The sequence below is a fragment of the Sphingobium chungangianum genome (assembly GCF_977014255.1).
In genome coordinates, this window is record NZ_CDRNIV010000006.1 from 1,084,141 (window position 1) to 1,109,098 (window position 24,958).

Below are 24,958 nucleotides of genomic sequence, written 5' to 3' on the forward strand. Positions count from 1 at the left end.
GAGCGGGGTGCCCGCTCTTAGCGTACCAAAGTGGGAGATGCTGAAGAAATGATTGGGTCGATCAAAAGCCTTCTGATCGCCCAAACGGAATCACCCGGTCAGCGGCCCGATCATGATGGGCCAAGGCCACCATGCGCGCTAGATCGGCCTGTTTGAATGGCTTGTCGAGCCTCAGCCGTTTTGTGGCGCCGGTGGGCAGTTCAGCATATCCCGTGATGATGATGACGGGCAAGCCGGGATGGCTTTCAGTCAGGGCGTCTGCCAGTTGCGCTCCCGTCATATGGGGCATTGCGTGGTCGGTGATGACAAGATCCACGTCACCCTCTGTCAGCATTCGTAGAGCATCAACTGCTGACCCTGCCTGAAATACGGTATGTCCCAATTCCTCGAGCATGCCCGCCGTGTTTGTGAGAACCAAGTCATCGTCATCGACTGCCAATATGACGAGCGGCTGATCTGTGGGCTCAACGATGGTCGGACTTTGGCACTCGTCCTCCTCCGCGTCGATCTCATCAGCAGCCACTGGGAGCCAGAGCGAGACAGTCGAGCCCTGTCCCGGCTCGCTTGAGATGATCAGCGACCCGCCGCACTGCTGGGCAAAGCCGTGGACCATGGAAAGGCCGAGGCCGGTGCCCTTGCCTACGCCTTTGGTGGTGAAGAACGGCTCACGAGCCCGAGCGAGGGTATGTTCATCCATGCCTTCCCCCTCGTCGATGACCGAAAGGCGGACATAATGGCCACAGGGTAAATCAGGCCGTTGTTCGGCCGTAAGATGAGCCTCGGCACCTTCGACAATGATCCGGCCTCCGTCCGGCATCGCATCGCGAGCGTTCACGGCAAGGTTGAGCAGCGCCAGTTCCAGCTGCGCTGGGTCCGCATGCGCGGCGCTGAGGGACAAGGGAAAACGAGTCTCTATTGTCACAGTGGAGCCCAAGGTCGATTTCAGCAGCCCGGCCATGTTTCGCACCAGGGCGATGCAATCGATGCTGGCCAGTTTCAACTCCTGGCGCCGGGCAAAGGCTAGCATGCGCTGGGTCAAGATGGCCCCGCGATCGGCCGCGGTCATCGCATTGTCGATATAGCGCGAAATGTCGGCTCCGGTTTGCAGCCGCTGCCTTGCAAGGTCCAGGCTTCCCATGATGACGGCGAGCAGATTGTTGAAATCATGAGCGACCCCGCCCGTCAGCTTGCCGATGGCGTCCATCTTCTGCGATTGAAAAATGGCTTCGCGCGCTTCTTCCAGTGCCAGTTGAGATTCCCGTCGCTCGGTTAGATCACGCGTGATCTTGGCAAAACCTATGAGGTGGCCCATGGGATTGCGAATGGCGTCGATGACGACGTTGGCCCAAAAGCGCGACCCGTCCTTGCGAATGCGCCATCCTTCCGCTTCAAAACGCCCTTCTCGGGTTGCTGTTTCAAGAGCGCGGGATGGTATCCCGGCCATGCGGTCTTCTTCCGAATAGAAGCGGGAGAAATTCTGGCCCAGTATCTCGTCTGCGGTGTATCCCTTGAATCGCTCTGCGCCCGCGTTCCAGCTTGTGATGGTGCCCACGGGGTCGAGCATATAAATCGCATAGTCGGTGACGCTTTCCACCAGCAGGCGGAAGCGCTCTTCGCTTGCCCGTAGCGCTTCATCGGCCACCCGCCGTTCCGTCAGGTCGCGCGTCACCTTGGCAAAGCCAATCAACTTGCCTGCGGGGTCGCGGATGGGGTCGATGACGACGCTTGCCCAGAAGCGCCCGCCATCCTTGCGCACGCGCCATCCTTCGGCTTCGAACCGCCCTTCGTGTTCCGCTGTTTCGAGCGCAAGGGCAGGGATGCCCGCCGCCTGATCTTCCGGGGTGTAGAAGCGGGAGAAATGTTGGCCGACAATCTCTTCGGCCTCATATCCCTTGAACCGGCGCGCTCCTGCGTTCCAACTAACGATCGTGCCATTGGTTGAGAGCATGTAGATCGCGTAATCAGTAACGCTCTGGACAAGCAATTCGAAGCGGTTTCCAGAGTCCTCCGGCGCCGCCGTGTTCATAAGTTCCCCATTAAGTTATTGTATCTTATCAAAACAGACAAACACCCCGAATGGTTCATCGTTCCGTTGGTGAGCTGTCAATCTACCACCCAGCCTATATCGCTCTATTAACTAAAGCATATTTTTGAGGGGTTTGAGGAAAAGAGTCCACGCGGGGAGCTTTTCAGCGGGGCTGAGTGAGATCGTTGACCTTCGCCGGATCAGCCGCTAATCCCGGCGACGTCGCGGGTGTAGCTCAATGGTAGAGCTTTTGCTTCCCAAGCAAGTGACGAGGGTTCGATTCCCTTCACCCGCTCCATTTCTGCATCAGCCGACCTGCCGCTTGGCGAGCTTTCGTGCCAAAGTCCGGCGATGCATGCCGAGGCGGCGCGCTGCTTCGGATATGTTGAAGTCGCTGTCCTTTAACACTTCATGAATATGTTCCCACTCTAGGGTCTTGATCGATGTCGGACGAGGGGCGAGGGGCGTTGATGGGTCGCCCGTCGATCGGGCGAATGCTGCTTCGATGTCATCCGTGTTTGAGGGCTTGGCGAGATAATGCGAGGCGCCGAGTTTGATCGCCTCGACAGCGGTCGCGATGCTTGCAAAGCCGGTCAGGACGACGATCAGCATGTCGGGATCATGGGCATGAAGCGTCTGGACGCAAACCAGGCGGACTCAGATGCGAGCTTGAGATCGACTACTGCATAGTGGGGACGGTGTTTCTCGAGCAGGGCGAGAAGGGTGGCATGATTGTCAGCGGTCAGGACCTGATAACCGCGCCGTTCAAAGGAGCGCTTGAGCGTTCTGGCGAAGGCTTCGTCATCCTCGACAAGGACCAGCAGCCGGTCATCCTCCATTGGGCAACTCCTCTTCGAAGGCGACTGTGCTGAGCGGGAGGCGGAGCAGGATGAGTGCGCCGCCGTCTGCGCCATTGCTGGCAGAGACGTTGCCGCCGAGTTTTCGGACCACGTTTACGACCAGGAAGAGGCCGAGACCGCTGCCTTGCTTGCCCTTGCTGGAGCGGTAGGGTTTGCCGAAGTCCGCGAGCATTTGTTCGCTGAAGCCCTTGCCATTGTCGCGGACGGCGATGTTGAGCGAGTTGCTGTCGCGACCAACGAGCAGGTCGATGTAGGTGGCGCCTGCTTCGCGGGCGTTGTCGAGCAGGTTTGTGATGGCTTGGCGGATGACGGGATCGGCGATGATGCGGGGATAATCGTGGGGGCCGAAATCGCAGCGGAGGGGGATGGTGGGGTTGGCGGAGCGCCAGCTTTGGGCGATTTCAAGAATGAAATCGCGAATTGGCGTGACTTTTGGAGCTTCGCCTCGGGCTTCGCCGGAGGAAATGAGAATGCCTGTCAATATCTGTTTGCAGCGTTGGACGGCTGCCTGCATCTCGCCGACTTCCTCGAGAAGGGACGGGTGCGCGGTGATCTCGGGCATGTGGCGCCAGTCGCCCAGCACGACGGCGAGCTGGGAGAGGGGGGTGCCGAGTTCATGAGCGGCGCCTGACGCGAGAAGGCCCATGCGGACGATATGTTCTTCCTCAGCCGCCTGTTGGCGCAATTGGGCGAGATAGGCTTCGCGGGCCTGGAGGTTGCGGGTCACCCGGCTCATGAAGAGGACGAGCAGCACTGCGATCATGGCAAGGCAAATCCAGGTGCCGAGGATGTGGAGGTCGAAAAGGCGGCCCTCCAGCGCGTCCGTAAGCTCCAGCGGCCGATAGACAAGGGACAGCAGGGCGGCGCAGAGCAGCGATAGAAGGACGATGCCCCAGATGCTCCAGCGATCGAGCAGCACCGCGCCCAGCGCGACCTGAAGCAGGTAGAGGGCGATGAAGGGATTGGTCGCGCCGCCGCTGAGATACAGTTGGGTTGTCAGCAAGAGCACGTCGAAGACCAGCGCCAGGAACAGCTCGATATGCGCAACGTCGGTACGGCGGCGCAGCGTTGCGAAGGTGGCGATATTCACGGCTGCGCCGATCGAGGCGACCAGCAGCATGGCGGCGACAGGTAAGCTGATCCCCATGCCCCAATGCACGAAGAGGATCGTCGCGACCTGTCCGGCGATCGCGATCCAGCGAAGCTGGGCGAGCAGCGCCATATTCTTGCGCCCGGCCGCGTCCGCTGGCCATTGGCTGGGCAGCAGGCGGGCGCCGGTGGAAAGCCACCGCTTCAAGACCGTCTTTCCTTCCATTCATGGCGCATGACGAAGATGTAGGCGCCAGCCGCCATCGCCGCCAGCGTGAACCATGTGAGGGCGTAGGAAAGATGGCTGTTGGGGAAGGTAAGGACGGTGAGGCCGCCTATGGGAAGGGATGCTGGCGGGCCGTTGCGTTCGGCGTCGATGAAATAATTGGCGACCGGCGCGCGAAGCTGGCGCGCGACGGCGATGGCGGCAACGTCGCGTGAATACCAGCGATTTGCTTGAGGATCGTTTGAGCGCAGGAAGCCGCCGCCCGGTTCGCTGAGGCGCATCAGCCCGGTCACTCGAACTTGACCGGTTGGTGTGGAGAAGTCGGTGCGCGCCTCAGGCGGTACGAAGCCGCGGTTGACGAGCAGGGTGAAGCCGCGATTGGTAACCAGCGGAGTCAGCACCCAGAAGCCTGCTCCACGAACCGTCGAAGCCTGCACCAAAGTCGCGCGGTCGTGCAGGAAATGGCCGGTCGCGATCACCCGGCGATAGGCGTCATTGTCGCTGGCCGAAGGAGGAGCCGGGACGGGCGAGGCGTGAACACGGCTTTCGACCTTTGCGATCAGGTCGCGCTTCCATGCCAGGCGATTCACCTGCCAGACGCCCAGACTGACCAACCCCGTGACCGCCAGGGCGGCGGCGATGGAGAAGATGATCAGGAACCCCGCCGATCGGCGGCAGGGTTGGGGGACTGTCACGGCATCTGGCTCATGTCATGCACGCTCATATCCTGCATCTGCGGCATCATATTGTGATTGAGATGATACATGACCCAGATGGAACCGGACAGGGTGATGACGACCAGCACGATCGTGAAGATCAACGCCAGCATCGTCCAGCCGCCTTCCGACCGGGTGTTCATGTGCAGGAAGTAGATCATGTGGACCAATATCTGCACGACCGCGAAGCCCATGATGGTGAAGGCGGTCAGTTGCGGATCGCCCAACACTCCCGTCATGACCAGCCAGAAGGGGATGGCCGTCAGGATCACCGACAGGCCGAAACCGATCATGTAGCTGCCGAAGGTGCCATGGGCAGGGGCGTGCCCATGATGATCGTCGTGATGGCTGTGGTCGTGCGCGCTCATCGCAGCATCCCCATGAGATAGACGAAGGTGAAAACGCCGATCCAGACGACGTCGAGGAAGTGCCAGAACATCGACAGGCACATGAGGCGGCGCTGGTTGGCCGGGATCAGGCCCTTTTTGGCGACCTGCACCATCAGCGTCACCAGCCAGATCGTGCCGAACGTGACGTGCAGCCCGTGCGTGCCGACCAGCGTGAAGAAGGCGGACAGGAAGCCCGAGCGCATCGGGGTCGCGCCTTCATGGATGAGGTGCGCGAATTCGTACAGCTCGATCGACAGGAAGGCGAGGCCGAACAGGCCGGTGATAGCCAGCCAGCCTTGCGTCGCTGCCACCCGGTTCTTTTCCATCGCCAGCATGGCGAAGCCATAGGTGATGGACGAGAAGAGCAGCATCGCGGTGTTGAGCGCGACGAGCGGCAGGTCGAACAGGTCCTTCGGGCTTGGCCCCGCCGCATAGCTTCCCCCCAGCACCGCATAGGTGGCGAAGAGACAGGCGAAGATGAGGCAATCGCTCATCAGGTAAATCCAGAAGCCCAGCATGGTGCTGGAGCCTTCCGGATGGTGAGGCTCATGTTCCAGATGGAAGAGCGGGTTGCCGTCCTTGTCGAGGAAAGCGGCGTCTACAGTGGGTGCGCTTGCCATGATGGTTCAGCCCTGCATCGCGAGGCTGCGCGTGCGCTCGCCCTCTGTGCGCTCGACGACATCCTTGGGGATGTAGAAGTCGCGCTTGTAGTTGAAGGTGTGGCCGATCGCGACGGCCAGGATGCCGATGAAGCTGAGGCCCGCGAGCCACCACATGTACCAGATCATGCCGACCCCGAAGGCCACGGACAGGCCCGCGATGATGACGCCGGTGCCGGTGTTGCTGGGCATGTGGATGGCTTCATAGCCCGAGAGCGGACGCTGATAGCCGCGCTTCTTCATGTCCGCCCATGCGTCGCCGTCATGGATGACGGGGGTGAAGGCGAAATTATAGTCTGGCGGCGGCGAACTGGTCGCCCATTCGAGCGTCCGGCCGTCCCATGGGTCGCCGGTCGTGTCGCGCAGCTTGTCACGGTTGATGATGCTGACGGCGAACTGGATGAGCATGCAGGCGATGCCCGCCGCGATCATGAGGGCGCCGAGGGCCGCGATCTGGAACCAGATTTGCAGGCTGGGATCGTCGAACACGCGCATGCGGCGGGTGACGCCCATCAGGCCGAGGATATAGAGCGGCATGAAGGCAACCCAGAAGCCGACGACCCACAGCCAGAAGCTGCGCACGCCCCATGTCCGGTCCAGCTTGAAGCCGAACGCCTTGGGCCACCAGTAGTTGATCGCCGCGAACAGGCCGAACAACACGCCGCCGATGATCACGTTATGGAAATGCGCGATCAGGAACAGCGAGTTGTGCAGCACGAAGTCCGCGGGCGGCACCGCGAGCAGCACGCCGGTCATGCCGCCGACCACGAAGGTCAGCATGAAGGCGACCGTCCACATCATCGGCAGTTCGAACCGGATGCGGCCGCGATACATGGTGAAGAGCCAGTTGAAGAGCTTGGCCCCGGTCGGGATCGAGATGACCATCGTCGTGATGCCGAAGAAGCTGTTGACGCTGGCGCCCGACCCCATGGTGAAGAAGTGGTGCAGCCAGACGAGGTAGCTGAGGATCGCGATGACGACCGTCGCATAGACCATCGAGGAATAGCCGAAGAGGCGCTTTGACGAGAAGGTCGAGGTGACTTCACTGAACACGCCGAACAGCGGCAGGATGAGAATATAGACCTCCGGATGGCCCCAGATCCAGATGAGGTTCACATACATCATGGGGTTGCCGCCCATGTCGTTCGTGAAGAACGCCGTGCCGACGTAGCGGTCGAGGGTGAGCAGAGCGAGAACGGCGGTCAGCACCGGGAACGCGGCGACGATCAGGATGTTCGAGCAGAGCGAGGTCCAGACGAAGATGGGGAGCTTCATCATCGACATGCCGGGCGCGCGCATCTTTACGATGGTCGCGATCAGGTTGACGCCGGATAACAGCGTGCCGATGCCTGCTATCTGAAGGCCCCAGATATAATAATCGACGCCTACTCCGGGACTGTAGGCGATGCCTGACAGGGGTGGATAGGCGAGCCAGCCGGTGCGGGCGAATTCACCTACGAACAGCGACATCATGGTGATGACGGCGCCTGCCGTGGTCATCCAGAAGCTGAAATTATTGAGGAAGGGGAAGCTGACGTCGCGCGCGCCGATTTGCAGCGGGACCATATAGTTCATGATTCCGGTGATCATCGGCATGGCGACGAAGAAGATCATGATGACGCCGTGCGCGGTGAATATCTGGTCGTAGTGATGCGCGTTCAGATAGCCTTCCGAGCCGTTGAACGCCCATGCCTGTTGCAGGCGCATCATGAGCGCATCAGCGAAACCGCGCAGGAACATGATGAGGCCGAGGATCATGTACATGATGCCGATGCGCTTGTGGTCCACGGTGGTGAACCAGTCGCGCCACAGCATGCCCCAGAGGCGATATTTGGTGACGAGGCCAAGGACCGCGATGCCGCCGATGACGACGGCGACGAAGGTGCCCATGACGATCGGCTCGTGGATCGGGACGGCGCTCCAGTCGAGGCGGCCGAAGATCAGTTTCCAGATGCCGCTGTTTTCGGATGCGGGATGAGGGGACATGGGGGTCAGGGCCTTGGGAGGGAGGGGGAGGGGGAAGCTGGGTTTAGCCCCTCCCCTTCAGGTTCAAACGAGGCACGTGACTCGTTTGAAGGGTTGGGGTGGGGTCGGGCCGGATGGTGCGGCGCTTGGGGCGCTCCCCCACCCCCGGCCCTCGAACGGAGTCGCGTGCCTCCGTTCGACCTGAAGGGGAGGGGTGAATTAGTGATCAGTTCAATGCCCATGATGACCGCCTGCATGTCCATCGGCATCCTTCTGCCCCGGCGCTTCATGGCCTTGCGCAGCAGGCGCGCGCTCCGCCGCTGGCGTCATGCCGACAGGCTGCGCGATCTCGCCCTTCTTGCCCGGCTCGACAGGGTGAAAGCCACCGACGTCGATAGTGCCGTCATGGCGCAGGCCTTCGGTATCGCGCGCCGATTCCTTACCGCCGCCGCCCATCATGTCGGTCATCATGACCTCATCCATGCAGCGCTTGCCGGGTTGGGCGCACATGTTGAGTGCGGCGTGGAAGAGCTTTGGCTCGACGCCTGCGAAGTACATGGGCGGCACTTTTTCGCTCGGCTGCTCCAGCTTCACATAGGTGGCGCGGTCGAGTTTTGCGTTGCTGGCCTTCACCTGCGCTACCCAGCGGTCGAAACCGGCCTGATCCATCGCCTTGAAACGGAAGCGCATGTGGGAGAAGCCTGCGCCGGAATAGTTGGCGGAGAAGCCTTCGAAATTGCCGGGCTTGTTGGCGACGGCGTGGAGGACCGTCTGCATGCCGGGCATGGCGTAGATCTGTCCGGCCAGCGCGGGCACGAAGAAGCTGTTCATGAGCGTCGCGGAGGTGATCTTGAACTCGATCGGCTGATCCACGGGCGCGGCGAGTTCATTCACCGTGGCGATGCCGAGTTCGGGATAGATGAACAGCCATTTCCAATCGAGCGCTACGACTTCGACCTGAAGGCGCTTGGCGGCGGGCTCGACCTTGCGTGTGTGATCGAGGCGTTCGATCGGGCGGTAGGGGTCGAGCAGGTGGGTGCTGGTCCAGGTGATGGCGCCCAGCGCGATGATGATCAGCAGTGGGGCGGACCAGATCAGCAGTTCAAGGCTGGTGCTATGGTCCCAATCGGGATCATAATCCTTCGCCTGCGCCTTTTCCCGGTAGCGCCAGGCGAACCAGATGGTCGTGGCCATGACGGGCAGGATGATGAGCAGCATGAGCAGGGTCGAAATGACGATCAGGTCACGCTGCTGCACTGCGACATCGCCAGCGGGGGACATGACCACCCAGTTGCACGCGCCGAGCGGCAGAAGCAGCAAGGGCGCGAGTTGGCTCAGAAAAGCTCGAGAAAAGGGGCGAGGGCGTGCGGTCATGAAGCCCGCATAAGGGGGTGGCGTGGCGATCGACATTGGACCTTTTGTCCTATCCCCTCGCAGGCGCAAAATAGGGCAATGGCCTTTCGACCACCGGGGCGATTCGCTATGCTGCAACGATGTTTGGCATGGATCGTTCCCGCAGCATGAAGGCCAGTCCAGATCGATGAACGCCGCGACCACCACGCCATCCTCCACGCAGATGGAGCGCGACGCACGCCTTGTGACGGCGCGGGACCATAAGGTCGCGCCGGGCGAGATTGCCATTGGCGTGATCATCGGGCGGACCTCGGAATTTTTCGACTTCTTCGTCTATGCGATCGCGTCGTGCATCGTTTTTCCGGCGCATGTCTTTCCCTTTTTGAGTCCGCTGGCGGGGACGCTGTGGTCCTTTGCCATCTTCGCGCTGGCGTTTGTGACGCGGCCGATCGGGTCGTTCATCTTTATGGCTGTGGACCGGGCCTATGGGCGGGGGGTGAAGCTGACCATCGCGTTGTTCCTGCTGGGGGGATCGACGGCGTTTATCGCCTTCCTGCCGGGATATGAGACGGTGGGCATCTGGTCGGCGGTGCTGCTCGCGGTGTTGCGGGCGGGGCAGGGGATTGCGCTGGGCGGGACGTGGGACGGGCTTGCGTCGTTGCTGTCGCTGAACGCGCCGCAGAACAAGCGCGGCTGGTATGCGATGATGCCGCAGCTGGGCGCGCCGCTGGCGCTGGTGGTGGCGAGTGGGTTGTTCGCTTTTTTCCTGTTCAATCTGTCGCGGGCGGATTTCCTGGATTGGGGCTGGCGCTATCCCTTCTTCGTGGCGTTCGCGATCAATGTGGTGGCGCTGTTCGCGCGGTTGCGGATCGTGGTGACGCATGAGTTCGAGCGGCTGTTCGAGGCGCGGGAGTTGCAGCCTTCGCCGGTTATCGAGACGGTGCGGACGGAGGGGCGGAATATCGTTATCGGCGCGTTCGCTCCGCTGGCGAGCTTTGCGCTGTTTCACATGGTGTCGGTGTTCCCGCTGTCGTGGATCGCGCTTTATACGAAACAGCCACTGGAGCGCTTCCTGGTGATCGAGGCGATCGGCGCGAGCGTGGGCGTGCTGGCGATCGTCGTGTCCGGATTTGTCGCGGACATGGTGGGGCGGCGTAAGCTGCTCGCCTGGTCAGCGCTGGGGATCGGGATATTCAGCATTGCCGCACCGCTGCTGCTCAATGGTGGCGAGCTGGCCGAGATCGCGTTCATGATCCTGGGGTTCATGCTGCTGGGGTTGAGCTTTGGGCAGTCTTCGGGTGTGGTGGCGTCGAATTTCTCGACGGGGACGCGCTATACGGGGTCGGCGCTGACTTCGGACCTTGCCTGGCTGGTGGGGGCGGGGTTTGCGCCGCTGGTGGCGCTGGCGCTGTCGGTCACATTTGGGTTGGCGGCTTCTGGCGCTTATCTGTTTTCCGGCGCGGTCGTGACGGGGCTGGCGCTCTTTATCAACAAGGAACTGGCGGGCAAGGACCGCTAAGCGGCTGCCTGCCGCATCCGGGCGAGCGCTTTTCGGTCGAAAAAGCCGGTGGGGCCGGAGCGCGGGGCGAGGCGGGGGAGCCATGCGGCGTAGAGGCTGCGAAGTTCGCGCGGCAGGGCGTCAGGTCCTTGCCCACCCATGATGTCGGACACGATGCGGTTCTGGAAGAAGCGCAGCGAATAGTTGGTCATCCGGCGATATTGCATGCGCCAGCTTGCAGGGTTGGTGAGGCGGACGGGTTCGCAGAGGAAGCCTGCCTCTTCGCATGGCGCGACACGCTCACGTTGCCAGGCGGCGTCAGTTTGCAGGTCGGTATGAGCCCAGGCGGCGACGAGGCCATCGTCGCCGATCAGATCATCGGGCAAATACAGGCGCCGCGCGCGGATGCGGTTCACGAAATGGCCCGAGAGGGCGTAGAGGTCGCCGAAGAGACCGCCGTCTGTTGACAGAAGGTGGCGGTAATGCGCGGCCATGCGGCCGTTGAGCGGCATGCCCGCCGCTGCATTGATTCCGTTGCGTTCTACCGCTGCCACCAGCGCGTCGATGGAGCCGGGTGCGATCTGAGCGTCGCCATCGAGGAGGATGACGGCTTCGTCGGTTCCGTCCAGCAGATCATGGATCAGGTGGTTCCATGTTCGCGATTTGCCGCCCTGGGCGATGTCATGCACGCGGACATTGGCGCGTCCGGCTGTGATGTCGCGGGCGCGGGAGGCGGAGGCGTCGGTCGAGCCATTGACGAGGACATGATAGACGGTGTCCGCCCGGTCCAGCGGGAGCGAGGCGAGGCAGGTGGCGATCCGCCGCTCCTCCTGATGGGCGAAGATGCCGACGGCGATGCTCATGATGTCAGCGGAAGTCCCAGCCCTGCTGACCGTGGTCGACCTGATCAAGACCCTCAGCGGCTTCCTCTGCCGTTAAACGCATGGGCAGTACGACCGATAGCAGCAGCGCGACGATAGAGGTTCCCGCCATGGACCAGAGAGCGACGGCGATGACACCGGCCAACTGGCTCAGCATGGCCGTCGTGAGGCTGATGTCGCCTTCGAAACCGACGCCGCCAAGGAAAGGCTGAACGAAGAGCGGCAACAGCAGGGCGCCGATCAAGCCACCGAGTCCATGCAGCAGGAAGACCGACGCCGGATCATCGACGCCGCGCCCGAACGTCGCCTTTGCGATGCGGCAGAGAAGCGCGGCGGCAAGGCCGATCAGCATTGCGCCTCCGGGACCCGAAAGGGCGGCGGAGGCAGATATGGCGGCGAGACCAGCGACGGCGCCCGACATGATGCCGGTGGCGCTTATGCGGCCGGTCGCGGCGCGATCCGACAGCGCCCATGCGAGGGCGCCCGCGCAGGCCGCGAAATGCGTGTTGAGGATGGCCGTGGCGGCATTGTCCGTGGCGCCAAGAGCCCAACCGCCGGAAATGCCCGCCCAGCCGATCCAGATCAATGCGCCACCCGCGAGGCTGAGCACGGGTGCGTGGCTTGCGCCGACTTGTCGGGGTCGGCGGCCGAGGATCAGGGAGAGTGCGAGCGCTGAAAAGCCTGCGCTCATGTGCATGACGAGGCCGCCGGAAAAGTCGATGACGCCGAGCGCTGCAAGCCAGCCGCCGCCCCAGATGCCATGAACCAACGGGGCATAGACGATCAGCAGCCAGAGCGGGGCAAGGGCCGCCATCCAGCCGAAGCGCGCGCGTCCCGCCGTGGCGCCGGGGAGGAGGCAGACGGCAAAGAGTGCCAGGGCCATCTGGAACAGAACGAAGGCGGATTCGGGAACGGTCAGCCCAGCCTTCAGGGAGCCGAGGTTGGCGAGTAGGAGGTTCGCTCCGCCGCCCAGCCATGCGCTGCCCGGTGCGAAGCTGAGGCTATAGCCCGCGATGGCCCAGGCGAGCGATGCGCCCGCCGCGACGACTATAAGCTGGGTGCTTGCCGAGAGCGCGCTTCGTATATTGACGAGGCCCGCGTGGCGCAGGAGCAGGCCCGGAAGCCCGGCGAGCAGTATGAGGAGGGCGCAGAGGATCATCCAGGCCGTGTCTCCGCTGTCTGCGACGGCCACCGCTACCTGCGCTTCTGCCGTTTGGGGCGAGGCCATGAAGAGGAAGAGGAGGAGGGCACGAGCGAACATGGGACGATCCGATATGTCTGGTGTCCTATGGTCTATGGGGTGGCGGTAAACACTTTGATAAGGTTAGTGGTCGGCGGGGTTGTGGGGCGGGGTTTTCAAGAAAGAGAAGGGGCTTCGACAAGCTCAGCCCGAACGGGGTTGCGTGATCGCGACGAAAGCCCCGGCGCGCTAGAGCATGCTCATATGTGAGTGATCGTCACCCCGGACTTGATCCGGGGTCCCGCTGCCTCGGCTGCGTCAGAAAAGGAGCGAGACCCCGGGTCGAGCCCGGGGTGACGGAAAATCAGCCTTGATGCCGATTCTTCCGTGTAAGACGATCAAGCTCTAATAGGCTTCGCCACCGCAGGAGATGCGGCCCGTGCCGCGATTTTCGACCTGGCAGGCGGCCTTGCCGACTACGGTGACGTCACCCGAGCCTGATGCCGATATCTTGGCGGTCACGTCTGCGGTCAGGGCGACATTGCCGGGGCCGTCATTGCTCACTGTCGCCTGACGGACGTGCAGGCCATCGGCAGCTACGGCGCCCGGACCATTTACGCGCACTGTCGCGATTGCGGCTCGCCCGGCCAGCGTTGCGCGGCCTGCGCCTGCGAGGCCGAGGCTGAGTTGATCGAGGTCAACCGCCGCGACACTGACGTCGCCATTGCCGCCAAGCACGATCTCTCCGCGCAAACCCTTCATCCGACTGACCGAGATGGAGCCGCCGCCGGTCAGCACCAGCCTTTCAAGCGTGCCGGTCGAGAGCCGGACGGTGGCACGGCCGCCGCTTTTCTCACCGGGTTGGGCGCGGTCCATCCTGATGGTCAGCAGGCGCCCCGATACATCTATGTGCAGCCGTTCGATCAGGGATTGATCGCCATCGACTTTGGCGGAAGCGCCAGCGCCCGTGGTGATGATCACCTCCACAGGCGCGTCGACCCGGATCGCGTCGAAGCTGGTGATGGTATAGCCGCGCGTTGCAGCCATGGCCGGTAACGGTAGCAGCGAAGCGGCTACTATCATGAGGTGGAGGGGCTTTCGCGATCGACCTGTCATGGTGCCGCCCTACCGCAAAACGCTTTCGACAAAGTTGATAGCGTCGTGCCTTGAGGCGGCAAATTCCCACGCGATCAAGTTGATCAGACGCCGCAAAGAGGGGCTTCGTCAGGCGAGGCCGACTTCCTTCAGCGGGACCGAGGAATCGGCCAGCTGCGCCTGATCAAGCAGTGCGCCGGAAAGGACGTGGGCGCGGCCCTGCACATAGTCCTTCACTGCATTGACGCAATCGAGCGCGATGATCTTTCCGGCCTTCAGATATAGGACTGAGAAGCTGCGGGTTGCCGGATCGCCGCGCAGGATGGTGTGGTCATGGCCGATCGAAAGGCCCACGGTCTGGAGCTTCAGATCATATTGGTTGGACCAGAACCAGGGCACGGCGTCATAGGCTTCTTCCTTGCCCATGATGTGGGCGACGGCGGTCTTTGCCTGATCATTGGCATTCTGCACCGACTCAAGGCGCAGCTGGGCGCCGCGCGCGAAGCGGTTGGCGTGGGATGCGCAGTCGCCGACAGCATAGATGTTGGGCAGGCTGGTGCGGCAATATTCATCGACATCGACGCCATTGCCGCCAACAGCGCCCGCTGCGATCAGCGGGCCGGTTTCGGGCACGATGCCGATGCCGACGATCACCATGTCGGTTTCAATCCGCTCGCCATCCTGCATCAGCACGGCGGTCGCCTTGCCGTCCTGCACCTCGATGCAGTCCATCGCGGCGCCGGTGCGCAGATCGACGCCATGGGCGCGATGTTCGGCTTCGTAGAAGCGGGAGAGTTCTTCCCCAGCGACGCGGGCGAGGACGCGGTCGAGCGCTTCGAGCAGAACGACTTTCTTGCCGAACTTCGTCAGCACGGCGGCTGCTTCCAGCCCGATATAACCGCCGCCGATCACGACGACATGATTGATCTGGTCCATCTTCGCCATCATGGCGTCGACATCGTCGCGGCGGCGGACGGCATGGACGTTGGGCGCGTCGGCGCCGTCGCAGGTCAGCATGCGCGGGCTGCCGCCCGTGCACCAGATGAGCTTGCCGTAGGAAATCTGCTCATTGCCCGCAGTGACGGTCTGGTTTTCCGGATCGACAGCCTTCACCCGGCGGCCGAGGAGCATGTCGATCTTGCGCTCTTCCCAAAAGGCGGCGGGGCGGATGAGGATGCGGTCGAAGACCTTGTCGCCCGCGAAATATTCCTTCGACAGCGGGGGGCGTTCGTAGGGCGGGTATTTTTCGTCACCGATCATGGCGACGGACCCTTCAAAGCCGAGTTGACGAAGCGAAATGGCCGCCTGCGCGCCTGCATGGCCCGCGCCTACGATCAGAACGTCATAATGGCTCATCGGCCAGCATCCCCTCAGTCCAAGTTGCTGCCGTCCTTGGCGCGCTTTCCCCGGACTGACAAGGGGTAGGCGGGACTTTTGGAGTTGGCGGGGCAAAATATAAAATAGCGAATGGCCGCCTGTCCCCCATGGCGCTGCCATCCCTGATTGTGGCATAGGCGCTCGCCAAAGTTGGGGGTTTTCTGCCTTATGGCTGACAAGGATTTGCCGGTTAGCGGGGGGAGCCATGCAGCGCATGGTCCGCTACACGGCCTCGCGCTCGGCGCGTTGGGGGTGGTGTTTGGGGACATCGGGACCTCTCCACTCTATGCGCTGAAGGAAAGCTTTGTCGGCCACCATCCGCTGACGGTTGACCCGGCCCATATCTATGGCGTGCTGTCGTTGATCTTCTGGACCATGACCATGGTCGTCACGGTCAAATATGTGTTCATCATCCTGCGAGCCGACAATAATGGCGAGGGTGGCAGCATGGCGCTGCTGGCGCTGATCGGGCGGCGGATGGGCGAGACGCGCTGGACGCCGACGGTCGCGGCGCTGGGCGTGCTTGCCACCGCGCTCTTTTATGGCGATGCGATCATCACGCCGGCGGTCTCTGTCCTCTCGGCGGTAGAGGGGCTGACGGTGGTGCAGGCGGGGCTGACGCCGTTGGTGCTGCCGATCGCGATCGCGATCCTGATCGCCCTGTTCGTGATCCAGAGCATCGGCACGGCGCGAGTCGGTGCGCTGTTCGGCCCGATCATGGTGGTCTATTTCCTGGCGCTCGCAATTCTGGGCGTCACCAATATATGGCGGCACCCGGAGATCTTCGCCATCGTCAATCCTTGGTGGGCGCTGCGCTTCTTCCTGATCGACCCTAAACTGGCGTTTCTGGCTTTGGGATCGGTGGTGCTGGCGGTGACGGGGGCGGAGGCGCTTTATGCCGATATGGGGCATTTCGGGCGCAAGGCGATCAGCATCGCGTGGCTTTACGCGGCGCTACCGTGCCTGATGCTCAATTATCTGGGGCAGGGGGCGTTGCTGCTCGATGAGCCAGCGGCGGCGCAAAATCCGTTCTTCCTGCTTGCCCCCGAATGGGCGAGGCTACCGCTGGTGATCCTAGCGACCTTGGCGACGGTGATCGCGAGCCAGGCGGTCATATCCGGTGCCTTTTCCGTGACGCGGCAGGCGGTGCAGCTGGGTTTCCTGCCGCGCCTGCGCATCCTGCATACCAGCGCATCGGCGGCGGGGCAGATATATATGCCGCTGATCAACTGGACGCTGCTAGTGCTGGTCATCATGCTGGTGCTGGGCTTTGGCAGTTCGAGCAATTTGGCGGCGGCCTATGGCATTGCGGTCACTGGCACGATGGTCATCACCACCTGCATGATGGGGGCGTTGATGTTCAGCGTCTGGCGCTGGAACCCCTTCGTCGCGGGCATGGTGACGGGCCTGTTCCTGATCATCGATGGTGCATATTTCCTGTCGAACGCGACGAAGATTCCGGATGGGGGATGGTTCCCGCTGCTGGTCGCGGCCATAGCTTTCCTGGTGCTGACGACCTGGGCTTCTGGGCGACGGATCATGCGTAACCGTCTGCGCGAAGATGCGATGGACCTCGACTTGTTCATCAAGTCGGCCGGAGCGTCACTGAAGCGGGTGCCGGGTACGGCGATCTTCCTATCCTCAACGACGGAGGGTGTTCCGCCGGCCCTGCTCCACAACGTCAAGCACAACCGCATCCTGCATGAGCGCAACATCATCCTGACCGTGCGCGCGGAGGAAGTCCCGCATTTGCCCTATGAAGGCCGTACCAGCGTCGAAGATCATGGCGCGGGTTTCTATCGCCTGATGCTGCGTCACGGCTTCATGGAAAATGTCGATGTGCCCGCCGCGATGAAGGCGGTGCGCGACTGTGGCGGGCCGATCGGCGTGGCCGACACCAGCTATTTCCTCAGCCGCGAGACGTTGGTGCCGTCATCCCGCCCCGGCATGGCCATATGGCGCGAGCGGCTGTTCGCCTGGATGGTGCGCAATGCGGAAAGCCCGATGGCGTTTTTCAAGCTGCCGACCAATCGGGTGGTCGAACTGGGGTCGCAGCTGGAAATCTGATCTAGCGATCACGCCGATTGCCGATGGCGGGCAAGCCATCGGCTGGCGGGGCATCAGTTAGCCGATCTCTTTCTGACGAGCGATGAGCACGCTGATCGGCGAATTGCGGACGATCGCGGCGGCGTTGGAGCCCAGCACGCGGGATGAGAGGGACGGCTGATGAGAGCCGATGATGATGAGGTCGGCGCCCACCCGCTGCGCTTCATCCAGAACTTCATCACGCACTCGGCCGCGATGGGATGCGAAAGTGGCATTGGTCAGGCCGAACTCGGCTTTCCATTCGTCGACTTGTCGCTGAGCCTCTGTGATCTCCTGCGTGTCGAAGTCGACGGTGATCGCGCCTTCATAATTCACTGGCAGAAAGTATCGCACATAAAGGATATGCACTTTCGCGCCGCCTGCGGAAAGCGCTGCTGCTGCTTCCAGCGCGGACTTTGCGTGATCAGGATCATGGATGTCGATAGCGACCAATATAGATGAAAAAGCCATGGTCTCTCCTCTCTTGACCTTGACTTCTATCAGGAGGGGCGAGCCGAAAGGTGTAGCGTCTGTAACAAAGAGTTTCAGCCGAGATGACAGCGCGCAGATGTCCCGGCGCCGGACGCAAAAGAGCGTGAGGATGGCGCGATTGGTACGAATCTGAAGGATTGCCGGAGTTAGGTCCCTCTTTTGCTAACCGCAAAATGTAAAGCCACACTTGACACGAGTGCGTAAAGCGCTACCTTCCATCTATGGAGATCGAGAGCATAAGCCACAAAGCTCTGCGGCGGTTTGTTGAGACAGGCAAAGCCAAAGGACTACCTGGCGATCTGGTCGATCGGCTGTTCAAGATGGTCAACTTCATCATTGATGCCGACACGCTGGACGAACTTTCAACACCTCCAAATTACGGGCTTCACCCCTTGACCGGCGACCGTGCCGGGACATGGGCGATGACCGTGACTAGAAACTGGCGCCTGACCTTTTCGCTTGATGAGCAGGGCGCCGTCGTAGATCTGGACCTGGAGGATTATCACTGATGGCTATCAAGATTTCATCCGTCGTTCGCGGTCCATGCGGGCGAATGGCTCAAGACCGAGATTGTCGAGGCGCATGGCGTTTCGATCAACGATCTGGCCGAGGCGTTCGGCGTCAGTCGGCAGTCGATCAGTTCGCTTCTGAACGGGCGGGCGGCCCTTTCGGCTGATATGGCGATCCGCTTCGAGCATGCCTTTGGTGTGAAGGCGGAGACGCTGATGCGGATGCAGGCGCGCTACGAGTTGGGCAAGGCGCGCGAGCATGAAGCCGATCTGGCCGTGCGGAGCCTGATCGCTGCGTGAAATAGCGTCCGCGTCATGTTGCATCCATGCTGCATGAAGGCGCTGTAACCTAACGAATTTGACGAAATTCTGCGGATTTCACGGGACGTTGTGAACATCAAAAAAGGCCGTGCTTACGGCCGGCCCGAAGGCAAAAATCAAGGATATCCAGGCTTTCCGATGGTAGCGGAGGACCGCTCCCAATGGAAAGATACCTATCCAGATTGCTTTGCTAGGTTGATGATATTGGCCATGCGGCCTTCGACATGGATTTCGACGCCTCGGCCTTCGGCTTTGGCAGTCAGGGTGATTGAGTTGATCAGTTCTCGGATCGCAGAGGCCGCGCGCTCTCGTGCCGTGCCTTCGGTGGCGAGGGCGGCGTCCAGTTCGGCTACATAGGCGCGATAGCGGTCGGGTAGGTCAATCGAGAGCTCGAGCGGCGTGGCCGACGTCATGGCCGTCAGCTGAGCTTCCGTTTCGGCGAGATCGGCGCGCGCGGTGCGGAGGCGATCCTTCACCTCTTGAAACTCGCCGGCCCCGTCAGCGATCGCGTCGACCAGACGCGATATTTTCGCCCGCAGGTCTGATGCTTTCCGCTCCAGGGGAGCGCGGTTCGCACCGGCTTCGGCCTGGCGAGCACGGATGCCGGCGTTGTAGCGCTCGACAAAGAGAGCCACGGCGTCGGGATCGAGCAGCATTTGCTTCAGCTGTCCCAGGACGCGCTGTTCATAGAGGCGCGTCGAAACGGTGCGGGTGTTTGTGCAGATGCCCTTCGCTTTCCGCGCGGCGCAGCCCCATTTGTCGGGACCTATGACCGTCCAGGTGCCGCCGCACTCGCCGCATTTGCCGAGGTTGGACAGCAGGCGCTTGGGGTGGCGCTTCATCTTGCGAATATCGCCGTCGAAGGCCGCGTAGCGCGCCTCGATCGCAGACCATTGTTCGTCGCTGACGATGCGCAGATGCGGCACCTCGACGAAGCGCCACTCGCTCACCGGATTTACGCGCGCGACGTAGCGGCGCGTCTTGGGATGATAGGTGCGGCGCGTGCGGCCGTAGACCATCACGCCGCGGTAGAGATTGTTGCGCAGGATCCCGTTCGCACGGATGCGATCGCCATGGATCACGTTGGTGGCCCATAGCTTGCCGCTGGGCGAAGGAATTCCCTCCTGATTGAGAGCCTTGACGATCGCTCGCGCGGATACGCCGGCAATCGTCTCATCGAAAATGCGGCGCACTATGGCCGCTTCTTCTTCATGCACTTCCAAGATGCCGCGGACGATTTCGCCGTCGTCGCCGATTTCTTTCACGACGCGATAGCCATAGGCCCGGCCGCCTGCGTTGAAGCCGCGGCCGTGCTGGCCGCGCTGCCCGCGACGAATGCGGTCGGCCAGATCCTTGAGGAAGCGAGCATCCATCAAGCCTTTGATGGTGCCGGTGATTTCATCGACATGGCCGTCGGCCAGAGTGAAGAGACGCGCGCCAAAATGCTCCAGATGCTCGCGCACGGCATGGGCATCACCGCTATGCCGCGCGATGCGATCGGTCGCTTCGGCGAGTACCTGATCGACATCGCCGCGCTCTATGCGGTTGAGCATTGCGTTGAGGCCGGGGCGCTGCATTTCGCCGATGCCTGCGCGTCCGCTGATTTCCTCGTCGGCGAACGTGTCGATGATCGTCCAGCCTTCGCGGTCGGCGCGTTCACGCAACGAGGCGATCTGGTCGATCGTCGACTGCGCATTTTGCAGTTCGCTGGAATAACGGGCGTATAGGATCGTCCGCATAGATCAGGCGAGGCTAACGGCCGACATCGCTGGTTGATGGTCGGCGAAGAAAGCGGCGAGAGGCTGATTGGCGCGCAGGCGGCGAATGTCCTGGTCGACCATGTGGTCTGCCAGCGCCTCCACGATCCGCGCGAGTGCGGGATCGAGGCGCACGCTTTTTCCGGTTTGGCAGCCCTTGCGGCGGGGGGCGGAGAGCTTCAGTGCGGCGGTGGTCATATTTCAGTTACCTGTCGTGACGCGCGTGGGCGTCTGATTTTGGTTGGGAGAAGGGACAACTGCCTGCCGTCGCGGGGATGCTGTCGATCGAGGCGCACACATTCAGGACAGGTGCACAGGCAAGGCCTTGCGGTCATCGGGCACCCCCATTCGCGGGGCGAGCGGTTCGGTCGAGATGGGCCAGCATGCTTTCAAGTGCGGCGATGGGCGTGTCGCCGGTGCCGACAGCACGCTGGCCCTGCTTTTCAGGTCCAACTGTCGCCCACCACTTTTCCGTCTTGGTGTGAAAAGCGACGTGGAGAGATTCGTCCCTGGCAAGGGCGATGCTTTCGAGCGGAATGTTCAACGGCTCTCTCCATCCGGATTGAGGCGAGCGACGGGCGCGGCTCCATCCTTCCGAACGACAGCGCGTGAGGCCGCGCGGTCAATCGGTGCCATTTGGCCAGGCAGCCGGCAGGATGGAGCCGTGTGGAGCATCACTCCATCCCCAGCGCTGCGAGATAGGTCTGGAGGATCGCCTCCATCTCCTGGCGATCATGCGCCGGCATCTTCCTCAGCCGGATGATCTGGCGCATTATCTTGGTGTCGTAGCCGGTCGCTTTGGCTTCGAGGTAGACATCGCGAATGTCGTCGCCGATGCCCTTCTTCTCTTCCTCCAGGCGCTCGATCTTCTCGAGAAGCAGGCGCAGCTGATCGGCTGCCACATTTCCTTGGCTCATCGTGAATTGCCTTTTGTATTGGCCAGCGCCCAGGCGATGATGAAGGGCGTGGCGAGGATGGTTGCGGAGATCAGTAGGATCTTGATCAGGCGCACCGGCTAAGCTCCTGCGCGTCGAGGGCCTGCTCGCAGCGGGTGCAGATCGCCGCGTTCTGGCGCGACCAGGTCGTCAGATTGTCTTGGCGATCGGGCTGATCGGTATGTGCGTCCCAGCCGCAGCTGCCGCAGAGCCGCGGATGCTGATGCGGCGGCAGGTCGGCCAGCTGCCGGTATACGTTCTCGCTGAAGAACATCGCCGCCGAGAGGTTGGCGACGATCTTGATGCGGACGCCTGGCAGTTCAAGCTTCCGTAGATGCCGTTCATAGGCCTTGCCGCCGAGCGCGTTCGCAACCTGCTCGATGGACAGGCCGGCGGCGCGGCGGCGCATGGCGACATAGTCCCAGGGCTGAATGATCGGCGTTCCGGCGTCGGAGCGCGACAGATCGGCGTGAAGCATGTTCGAAACTCCTGTTTTGGATAAAGGAAGGGCGTTCCGGCAAACGGGGGTGCCGGTGGACGAAGGAAATCGGTGCGGGATGCGGGCCGCTTTGCCCGCCTGGTTTAACCGGTCACGGCGTCGGCAGGCGGTTGGCTGGGCTGCCGGTCATCGTCATTGGCTGCGCGGTCGTTCGCCGCCGCGTGCCACTGGCTGACGGGCAGGACCGCCATGGGGACGGGGAACCGGCTGGGCTTCACAGACCGAATCGCCTCCATCGCCACCACGAATTGATGCCCACAGGCATCGGGATTCCGGCAGTGGTAATAGACCTCACGATAGGTGGCGCTTTTCTTCCCGATGGATCGGGCAAAGGCGCGGCCCCCGCAGGCCGGGCATGTGACATGTGGCAGTTGAAGCGGTCGACCCGACATCAGATTCCCCCCGTTGCTTCCCGCGCGGCCCCATTGCCGAGCAGTAAAGATCTGAGCCGCCGGAGAAGGCGCGGGAATGTCGCGTCCGCTTGCTCCGTTTCCATGATGGCGCGGTGAATGACCGCGGGCGATGCGCCGGGCTGTAGAGCCTGAATGCAGTAGGAGAGGGCCTCGCCGGTCTCCCGCGTGGCCATAGCGATGTCGTCGCCCAGCGCCACACGGCAGGCCAGCGTGTCGGCAAGGGCGACATCCAGCTGCCGTGCATAGCTTTCGAGGATCGGTGCAAAGCCGCCGCCCTGTTCGATGAAGGCCCGGTCCAAAGCGATCGCCTGGTCCAGCGTAGGCGTGCCCTTTTTGTCGCTCTCGCTCCAATGGCGCAGCGTCCGTTCCTTACGGCGCACGATCTTGCCGGCTCGATCCCAACCGATCAGACCGCAGACCGTGGTCAGCGCAAGCGCAAAGGAGAGGGGAGCGCGAACTTTCGTCATGCGCCAGCCCTGCCCACAGAGCACATGAAGAAGATCAGGATCGTGCTGATCGTGGTAAAGGCCGCGCTGGAATACCAGCGGGGTAGAGCCGGGGCAGGTTCGGCCTGCTCATCCCGGAAGGCGGGTGTCAGTTCTTCCGGAACGACGTAGCTGTGCCTCGCCACGAAGCGGCCGCGCAGCGTGTAGCGCGCGGCATCGTTCAATTGCCGGTCCATCAGGCGATGTCCTTTCGTTGCGGGACGGTCTGCCGATCGCAAGGGACGGCATTCGAGATCTGATCTAGATCGGAGGGAAGGGCGGCGTCCGGCCTTCCGAGAGGGAACACGACATGTTCAGCGGTGATGGCGAGTCCCAACGCGTTCCCAGTCTGGAGCACATGAGGCTGCTTTTCGGCGGGGATGCGACCTACCCGCTTCCAAGCGGCCACGTTTGACGAAGGCTCACCGATGGCCCGAGCCATGGGTCGAACCCCGCCGAACAACGCGAAAACTGAGATGTTCCGTTTCATGATTTTTCTTGTGCAAAATATTTGCACAACATGCAAGCCATAATTTGCACAGACGCGTGCAAAAATTTCACACACAGTCCGGCATGACTTCTGTCGGACCAAAGTTAAAGGCGCTAAGATCGCGCGCTCAACCCTCGCTCACCATTCGAAAAATGGCTGAAGAGTTGGGTATCGGTTATTCTCGATACGCCTACTTTGAAGATGAGAAGCGGTACAAGAAGGCGACCTTGCCGCTCGAGATGAACTCGTGCAATTGCAGATGTGCTGGCGCGCCATGGCTTAGATGCTGCTGAAGTGATGGCATTGGCCGGGCTAAAGGACGTGGAAGCAGAGCCTGAAGCCAGGAAGATCGAAGCGGCGAAACCGTCCGTCCAGTTCGTCAGCCTGCCGGTGATGCTGCCAAGTGAAGACGCCTTGGCCGACATGTTCGAAACGCTTCTGGCTTTGGTCCCGGAAAACGCAACCCGAACGGAAGCCGCGCGTATTCTGGCTCAGCGCCTTCCGTCCGGCTTCGCAGGGATCGGCCCTGTGGCTGTTGATCAGGGGGTGGTGGCACCGCTTGGCCGGAGCATGGGCGCGGATTTGAGTGCTGCAGAACAGTGACGACTCTTCCGGGCGTTTAGCATTGATGTTCGCGTTTTGAACTCGTGGCATCGCGGATCAAACAAATCAACAACTTGACTCAGTAATGCCACAGCTTACCGCAGGAAATGCTCAACCTGTCGGAGAGTTGATATGGAAGTTCCCCCGATACTGATCAGCTACGACGGGGGCGACGCTCTCCACCATAAGATCGACGCGAAGCTGCTCGGCCAATCACTTCAAGGTATTGATCGCCTTGTTTCCGACTGCACCGTCATATTTTCCCTCCAGCGTCTTCCTAAGCGCGGCGAACGTGCGCCGCTGGTGCTCAAGGTTAAGGAGCCCAAAGCGGGTTCCTATCAACTTCCCGCGCTGTCGCAGGAAGTTTCCGAGCTATTGGCGATCGGCATTCCCATTCTGCAAGCGGTTGGGCCGGAGATTATTGCGCATTACGTGCAGGCGGTGCTCGACTATTTCAAAGGCGAGGATCAAGCCGTGGAAATAGCAATCCAGAAGATGGCCGACATGCATGCGGCTGGACTGGCCGCTTTAACGGCGAGCCAGCGCGATGCCCTGGCGGTCATCGATGCCGTCGATGCGCGGCGGCACGAAGAGGCGATGGGCATGCAAGAATTGCTCAAGAGGTCGATCGCGGGTAGTGGGTCGGCAGCTGTCGACTATGTCGCCCCTGTGGGGCGAGGGAGATCTGTCGACACCGCCTCATTCCGAGCGGGCAGGGGTGAAGCCCGAGTGATCGACATCGAGGGTGCCGACGCCATTCGTGAATCGCAGAAGATGGAATGGCGGCCGATCGGCAATGCCGTGCTGAAAACCGACGGTTTCAAATATCATTCCAGCGTCTTGAGCATCGAAAACCCCGATCGGGATGGATTCATGATGGCGGAGGTCATGGACCCGGCCTTCGAAGCGGACCAGAATGCCTACACGGCCGCAGCGCAGAAACGTTCTCGGATCGAGGTGGTGGCGCGAAAGGGTTACAAGAACGGCATCCTGGCCAAAATCCAAATCCTGGAGTTCGTGCGGGAGATCGATTGACTGGGGAGTGCGTCGTCTTA

27 protein-coding genes, 1 tRNA gene and 1 pseudogene are annotated in these 24,958 nt (G+C 61.8%); 7 read left to right on the top strand and 22 right to left on the bottom strand.

What is annotated here, in order from left to right; genetic code table 11:
* Positions 1-61: 61 nt before the first annotated feature.
* A complete protein-coding gene (locus ACWNC0_RS12385; RefSeq protein ID WP_449471935.1) occupies positions 62-2,026 on the bottom strand; it encodes a PAS domain S-box protein in 1,965 nt (654 codons plus the stop codon).
* A gap of 224 nt (positions 2,027-2,250) precedes the next feature.
* On the opposite strand from ACWNC0_RS12385, the gene ACWNC0_RS12390 reads away from it, so the two are divergent.
* Positions 2,251-2,324 (top strand) — tRNA-Gly (locus ACWNC0_RS12390).
* A gap of 8 nt (positions 2,325-2,332) precedes the next feature.
* On the opposite strand, the pseudogene ACWNC0_RS12395 reads toward ACWNC0_RS12390, so the two are convergent.
* From ACWNC0_RS12395 to cyoA, 7 genes and pseudogenes are all read right to left on the bottom strand, one after another.
* Positions 2,333-2,865: pseudogene (locus ACWNC0_RS12395) on the bottom strand (response regulator transcription factor).
* A complete protein-coding gene (locus ACWNC0_RS12400; RefSeq protein WP_449471936.1) occupies positions 2,855-4,183 on the bottom strand; it encodes an ATP-binding protein in 1,329 nt (442 codons plus the stop codon). The pseudogene ACWNC0_RS12395 and the gene ACWNC0_RS12400 overlap by 11 nt, the downstream one beginning before the upstream one ends.
* Positions 4,180-4,896: an SURF1 family protein gene (locus ACWNC0_RS12405; RefSeq protein ID WP_449471938.1), complete on the bottom strand. Its 717-nt coding sequence runs from the start codon at positions 4,894-4,896 to the stop codon at positions 4,180-4,182. Before ACWNC0_RS12405 ends, ACWNC0_RS12400 begins: the two co-directional genes overlap by 4 nt.
* Positions 4,893-5,285: a cytochrome o ubiquinol oxidase subunit IV gene (cyoD, locus tag ACWNC0_RS12410; protein ID WP_449471939.1), complete on the bottom strand. Its 393-nt coding sequence runs from the start codon at positions 5,283-5,285 to the stop codon at positions 4,893-4,895. Before cyoD ends, ACWNC0_RS12405 begins: the two co-directional genes overlap by 4 nt.
* Entirely contained in the window at positions 5,282-5,926 is a 645-nt protein-coding gene (gene cyoC / locus ACWNC0_RS12415; RefSeq protein ID WP_449471941.1) for a cytochrome o ubiquinol oxidase subunit III, read from the bottom strand. The genes cyoD and cyoC overlap by 4 nt, the downstream gene beginning before the upstream one ends.
* A 6-nt stretch (positions 5,927-5,932) precedes the next feature.
* A complete protein-coding gene (gene cyoB, locus ACWNC0_RS12420) occupies positions 5,933-7,951 on the bottom strand; it encodes a cytochrome o ubiquinol oxidase subunit I (RefSeq protein WP_449471943.1) in 2,019 nt (672 codons plus the stop codon).
* 210 nt (positions 7,952-8,161) lie between these two features.
* Positions 8,162-9,304, bottom strand: a complete 1,143-nt coding sequence (cyoA, locus tag ACWNC0_RS12425) for a ubiquinol oxidase subunit II (protein ID WP_449474610.1) — start codon at positions 9,302-9,304, stop codon at positions 8,162-8,164.
* A 166-nt stretch (positions 9,305-9,470) separates the two neighbouring features.
* Between cyoA and ACWNC0_RS12430 the strand changes: the two genes are divergently transcribed.
* Entirely contained in the window at positions 9,471-10,802 is a 1,332-nt protein-coding gene (locus ACWNC0_RS12430; RefSeq protein WP_449471944.1) for an MFS transporter, read from the top strand.
* Here ACWNC0_RS12430 and ACWNC0_RS12435 read toward each other — a convergent pair.
* The 4 genes from ACWNC0_RS12435 to ACWNC0_RS12450 form a co-directional block, all read right to left on the bottom strand.
* Positions 10,799-11,644, bottom strand: a complete 846-nt coding sequence (locus tag ACWNC0_RS12435; RefSeq protein ID WP_449471945.1) for a glycosyltransferase family 2 protein — start codon at positions 11,642-11,644, stop codon at positions 10,799-10,801. The genes ACWNC0_RS12430 and ACWNC0_RS12435 overlap by 4 nt on opposite strands.
* Before the next feature lie 4 nt (positions 11,645-11,648).
* Entirely contained in the window at positions 11,649-12,923 is a 1,275-nt protein-coding gene (locus ACWNC0_RS12440) for an ammonium transporter (protein WP_449471947.1), read from the bottom strand.
* A gap of 324 nt (positions 12,924-13,247) precedes the next feature.
* Complete coding sequence (locus ACWNC0_RS12445) at positions 13,248-13,925, bottom strand: head GIN domain-containing protein (RefSeq protein ID WP_449474611.1); 678 nt, start codon at positions 13,923-13,925, stop codon at positions 13,248-13,250.
* A gap of 141 nt (positions 13,926-14,066) precedes the next feature.
* A complete protein-coding gene (locus ACWNC0_RS12450; protein WP_449471949.1) occupies positions 14,067-15,293 on the bottom strand; it encodes an NAD(P)/FAD-dependent oxidoreductase in 1,227 nt (408 codons plus the stop codon).
* A 189-nt stretch (positions 15,294-15,482) separates the two neighbouring features.
* On the opposite strand from ACWNC0_RS12450, the gene ACWNC0_RS12455 reads away from it, so the two are divergent.
* A complete protein-coding gene (locus ACWNC0_RS12455) occupies positions 15,483-17,381 on the top strand; it encodes a potassium transporter Kup (protein ID WP_449471951.1) in 1,899 nt (632 codons plus the stop codon).
* A gap of 57 nt (positions 17,382-17,438) precedes the next feature.
* Here ACWNC0_RS12455 and ACWNC0_RS12460 read toward each other — a convergent pair whose 3' ends face one another.
* Positions 17,439-17,870, bottom strand: a complete 432-nt coding sequence (locus tag ACWNC0_RS12460) for a universal stress protein (RefSeq protein WP_449471953.1) — start codon at positions 17,868-17,870, stop codon at positions 17,439-17,441.
* Between the two features lie 242 nt (positions 17,871-18,112).
* Between ACWNC0_RS12460 and ACWNC0_RS12465 the strand changes: the two genes are divergently transcribed.
* Both ACWNC0_RS12465 and ACWNC0_RS12470 read left to right on the top strand, forming a co-directional pair.
* Complete coding sequence (locus tag ACWNC0_RS12465) at positions 18,113-18,400, top strand: type II toxin-antitoxin system RelE/ParE family toxin (RefSeq protein WP_449471955.1); 288 nt, start codon at positions 18,113-18,115, stop codon at positions 18,398-18,400.
* Between the two features lie 84 nt (positions 18,401-18,484).
* Positions 18,485-18,700 (top strand): HigA family addiction module antitoxin, encoded by a 216-nt coding sequence (locus ACWNC0_RS12470; RefSeq protein WP_449474612.1) that lies wholly within the window; start codon positions 18,485-18,487, stop codon positions 18,698-18,700.
* 194 nt (positions 18,701-18,894) lie between these two features.
* On the opposite strand, the gene ACWNC0_RS12475 is transcribed toward ACWNC0_RS12470, so the two are convergent.
* The 9 genes from ACWNC0_RS12475 to ACWNC0_RS12515 all read right to left on the bottom strand — a co-directional run bounded on the left by ACWNC0_RS12475 (position 18,895) and on the right by ACWNC0_RS12515 (position 23,300).
* A complete protein-coding gene (locus ACWNC0_RS12475) occupies positions 18,895-20,460 on the bottom strand; it encodes a recombinase family protein (protein WP_449471956.1) in 1,566 nt (521 codons plus the stop codon).
* Between the two features lie 3 nt (positions 20,461-20,463).
* Positions 20,464-20,676, bottom strand: coding sequence for a hypothetical protein (locus ACWNC0_RS12480; protein ID WP_449471958.1), 213 nt, complete (start codon positions 20,674-20,676; stop codon positions 20,464-20,466).
* Positions 20,677-20,809: 133 nt separating this feature from the next.
* On the bottom strand, positions 20,810-21,022 hold the full coding sequence (locus ACWNC0_RS12485; RefSeq protein ID WP_449471959.1) for a hypothetical protein: 213 nt from the start codon (positions 21,020-21,022) through the stop codon (positions 20,810-20,812).
* Between the two features lie 130 nt (positions 21,023-21,152).
* On the bottom strand, positions 21,153-21,395 hold the full coding sequence (locus ACWNC0_RS12490) for a DUF2312 domain-containing protein (protein WP_449471961.1): 243 nt from the start codon (positions 21,393-21,395) through the stop codon (positions 21,153-21,155).
* An 85-nt stretch (positions 21,396-21,480) separates the two neighbouring features.
* Positions 21,481-21,891, bottom strand: a complete 411-nt coding sequence (locus tag ACWNC0_RS12495; protein WP_449471962.1) for a hypothetical protein — start codon at positions 21,889-21,891, stop codon at positions 21,481-21,483.
* Between the two features lie 104 nt (positions 21,892-21,995).
* Positions 21,996-22,304: an ogr/Delta-like zinc finger family protein gene (locus tag ACWNC0_RS12500; RefSeq protein WP_449471964.1), complete on the bottom strand. Its 309-nt coding sequence runs from the start codon at positions 22,302-22,304 to the stop codon at positions 21,996-21,998.
* Positions 22,304-22,792, bottom strand: coding sequence for a hypothetical protein (locus tag ACWNC0_RS12505; protein WP_449471965.1), 489 nt, complete (start codon positions 22,790-22,792; stop codon positions 22,304-22,306). Before ACWNC0_RS12505 ends, ACWNC0_RS12500 begins: the two co-directional genes overlap by 1 nt.
* Entirely contained in the window at positions 22,789-23,007 is a 219-nt protein-coding gene (locus ACWNC0_RS12510; RefSeq protein WP_449471967.1) for a hypothetical protein, read from the bottom strand. The genes ACWNC0_RS12505 and ACWNC0_RS12510 overlap by 4 nt, the downstream gene beginning before the upstream one ends.
* Complete coding sequence (locus ACWNC0_RS12515) at positions 23,007-23,300, bottom strand: carph-isopro domain-containing protein (protein ID WP_449471968.1); 294 nt, start codon at positions 23,298-23,300, stop codon at positions 23,007-23,009. Before ACWNC0_RS12515 ends, ACWNC0_RS12510 begins: the two co-directional genes overlap by 1 nt.
* Before the next feature lie 261 nt (positions 23,301-23,561).
* Between ACWNC0_RS12515 and ACWNC0_RS12520 the strand changes: the two genes are divergently transcribed.
* Together ACWNC0_RS12520 and ACWNC0_RS12525 are read left to right on the top strand one after the other, a co-directional pair.
* The gene (locus tag ACWNC0_RS12520; protein WP_449471969.1) at positions 23,562-23,903 is read left to right on the top strand and encodes a hypothetical protein; all 342 of its coding nucleotides are present in this window, start codon (positions 23,562-23,564) and stop codon (positions 23,901-23,903) included.
* Positions 23,904-24,035: 132 nt separating this feature from the next.
* The gene (locus ACWNC0_RS12525) at positions 24,036-24,938 is read left to right on the top strand and encodes a DUF7946 domain-containing protein (protein ID WP_449471971.1); all 903 of its coding nucleotides are present in this window, start codon (positions 24,036-24,038) and stop codon (positions 24,936-24,938) included.
* Positions 24,939-24,958 lie beyond the last annotated feature (20 nt).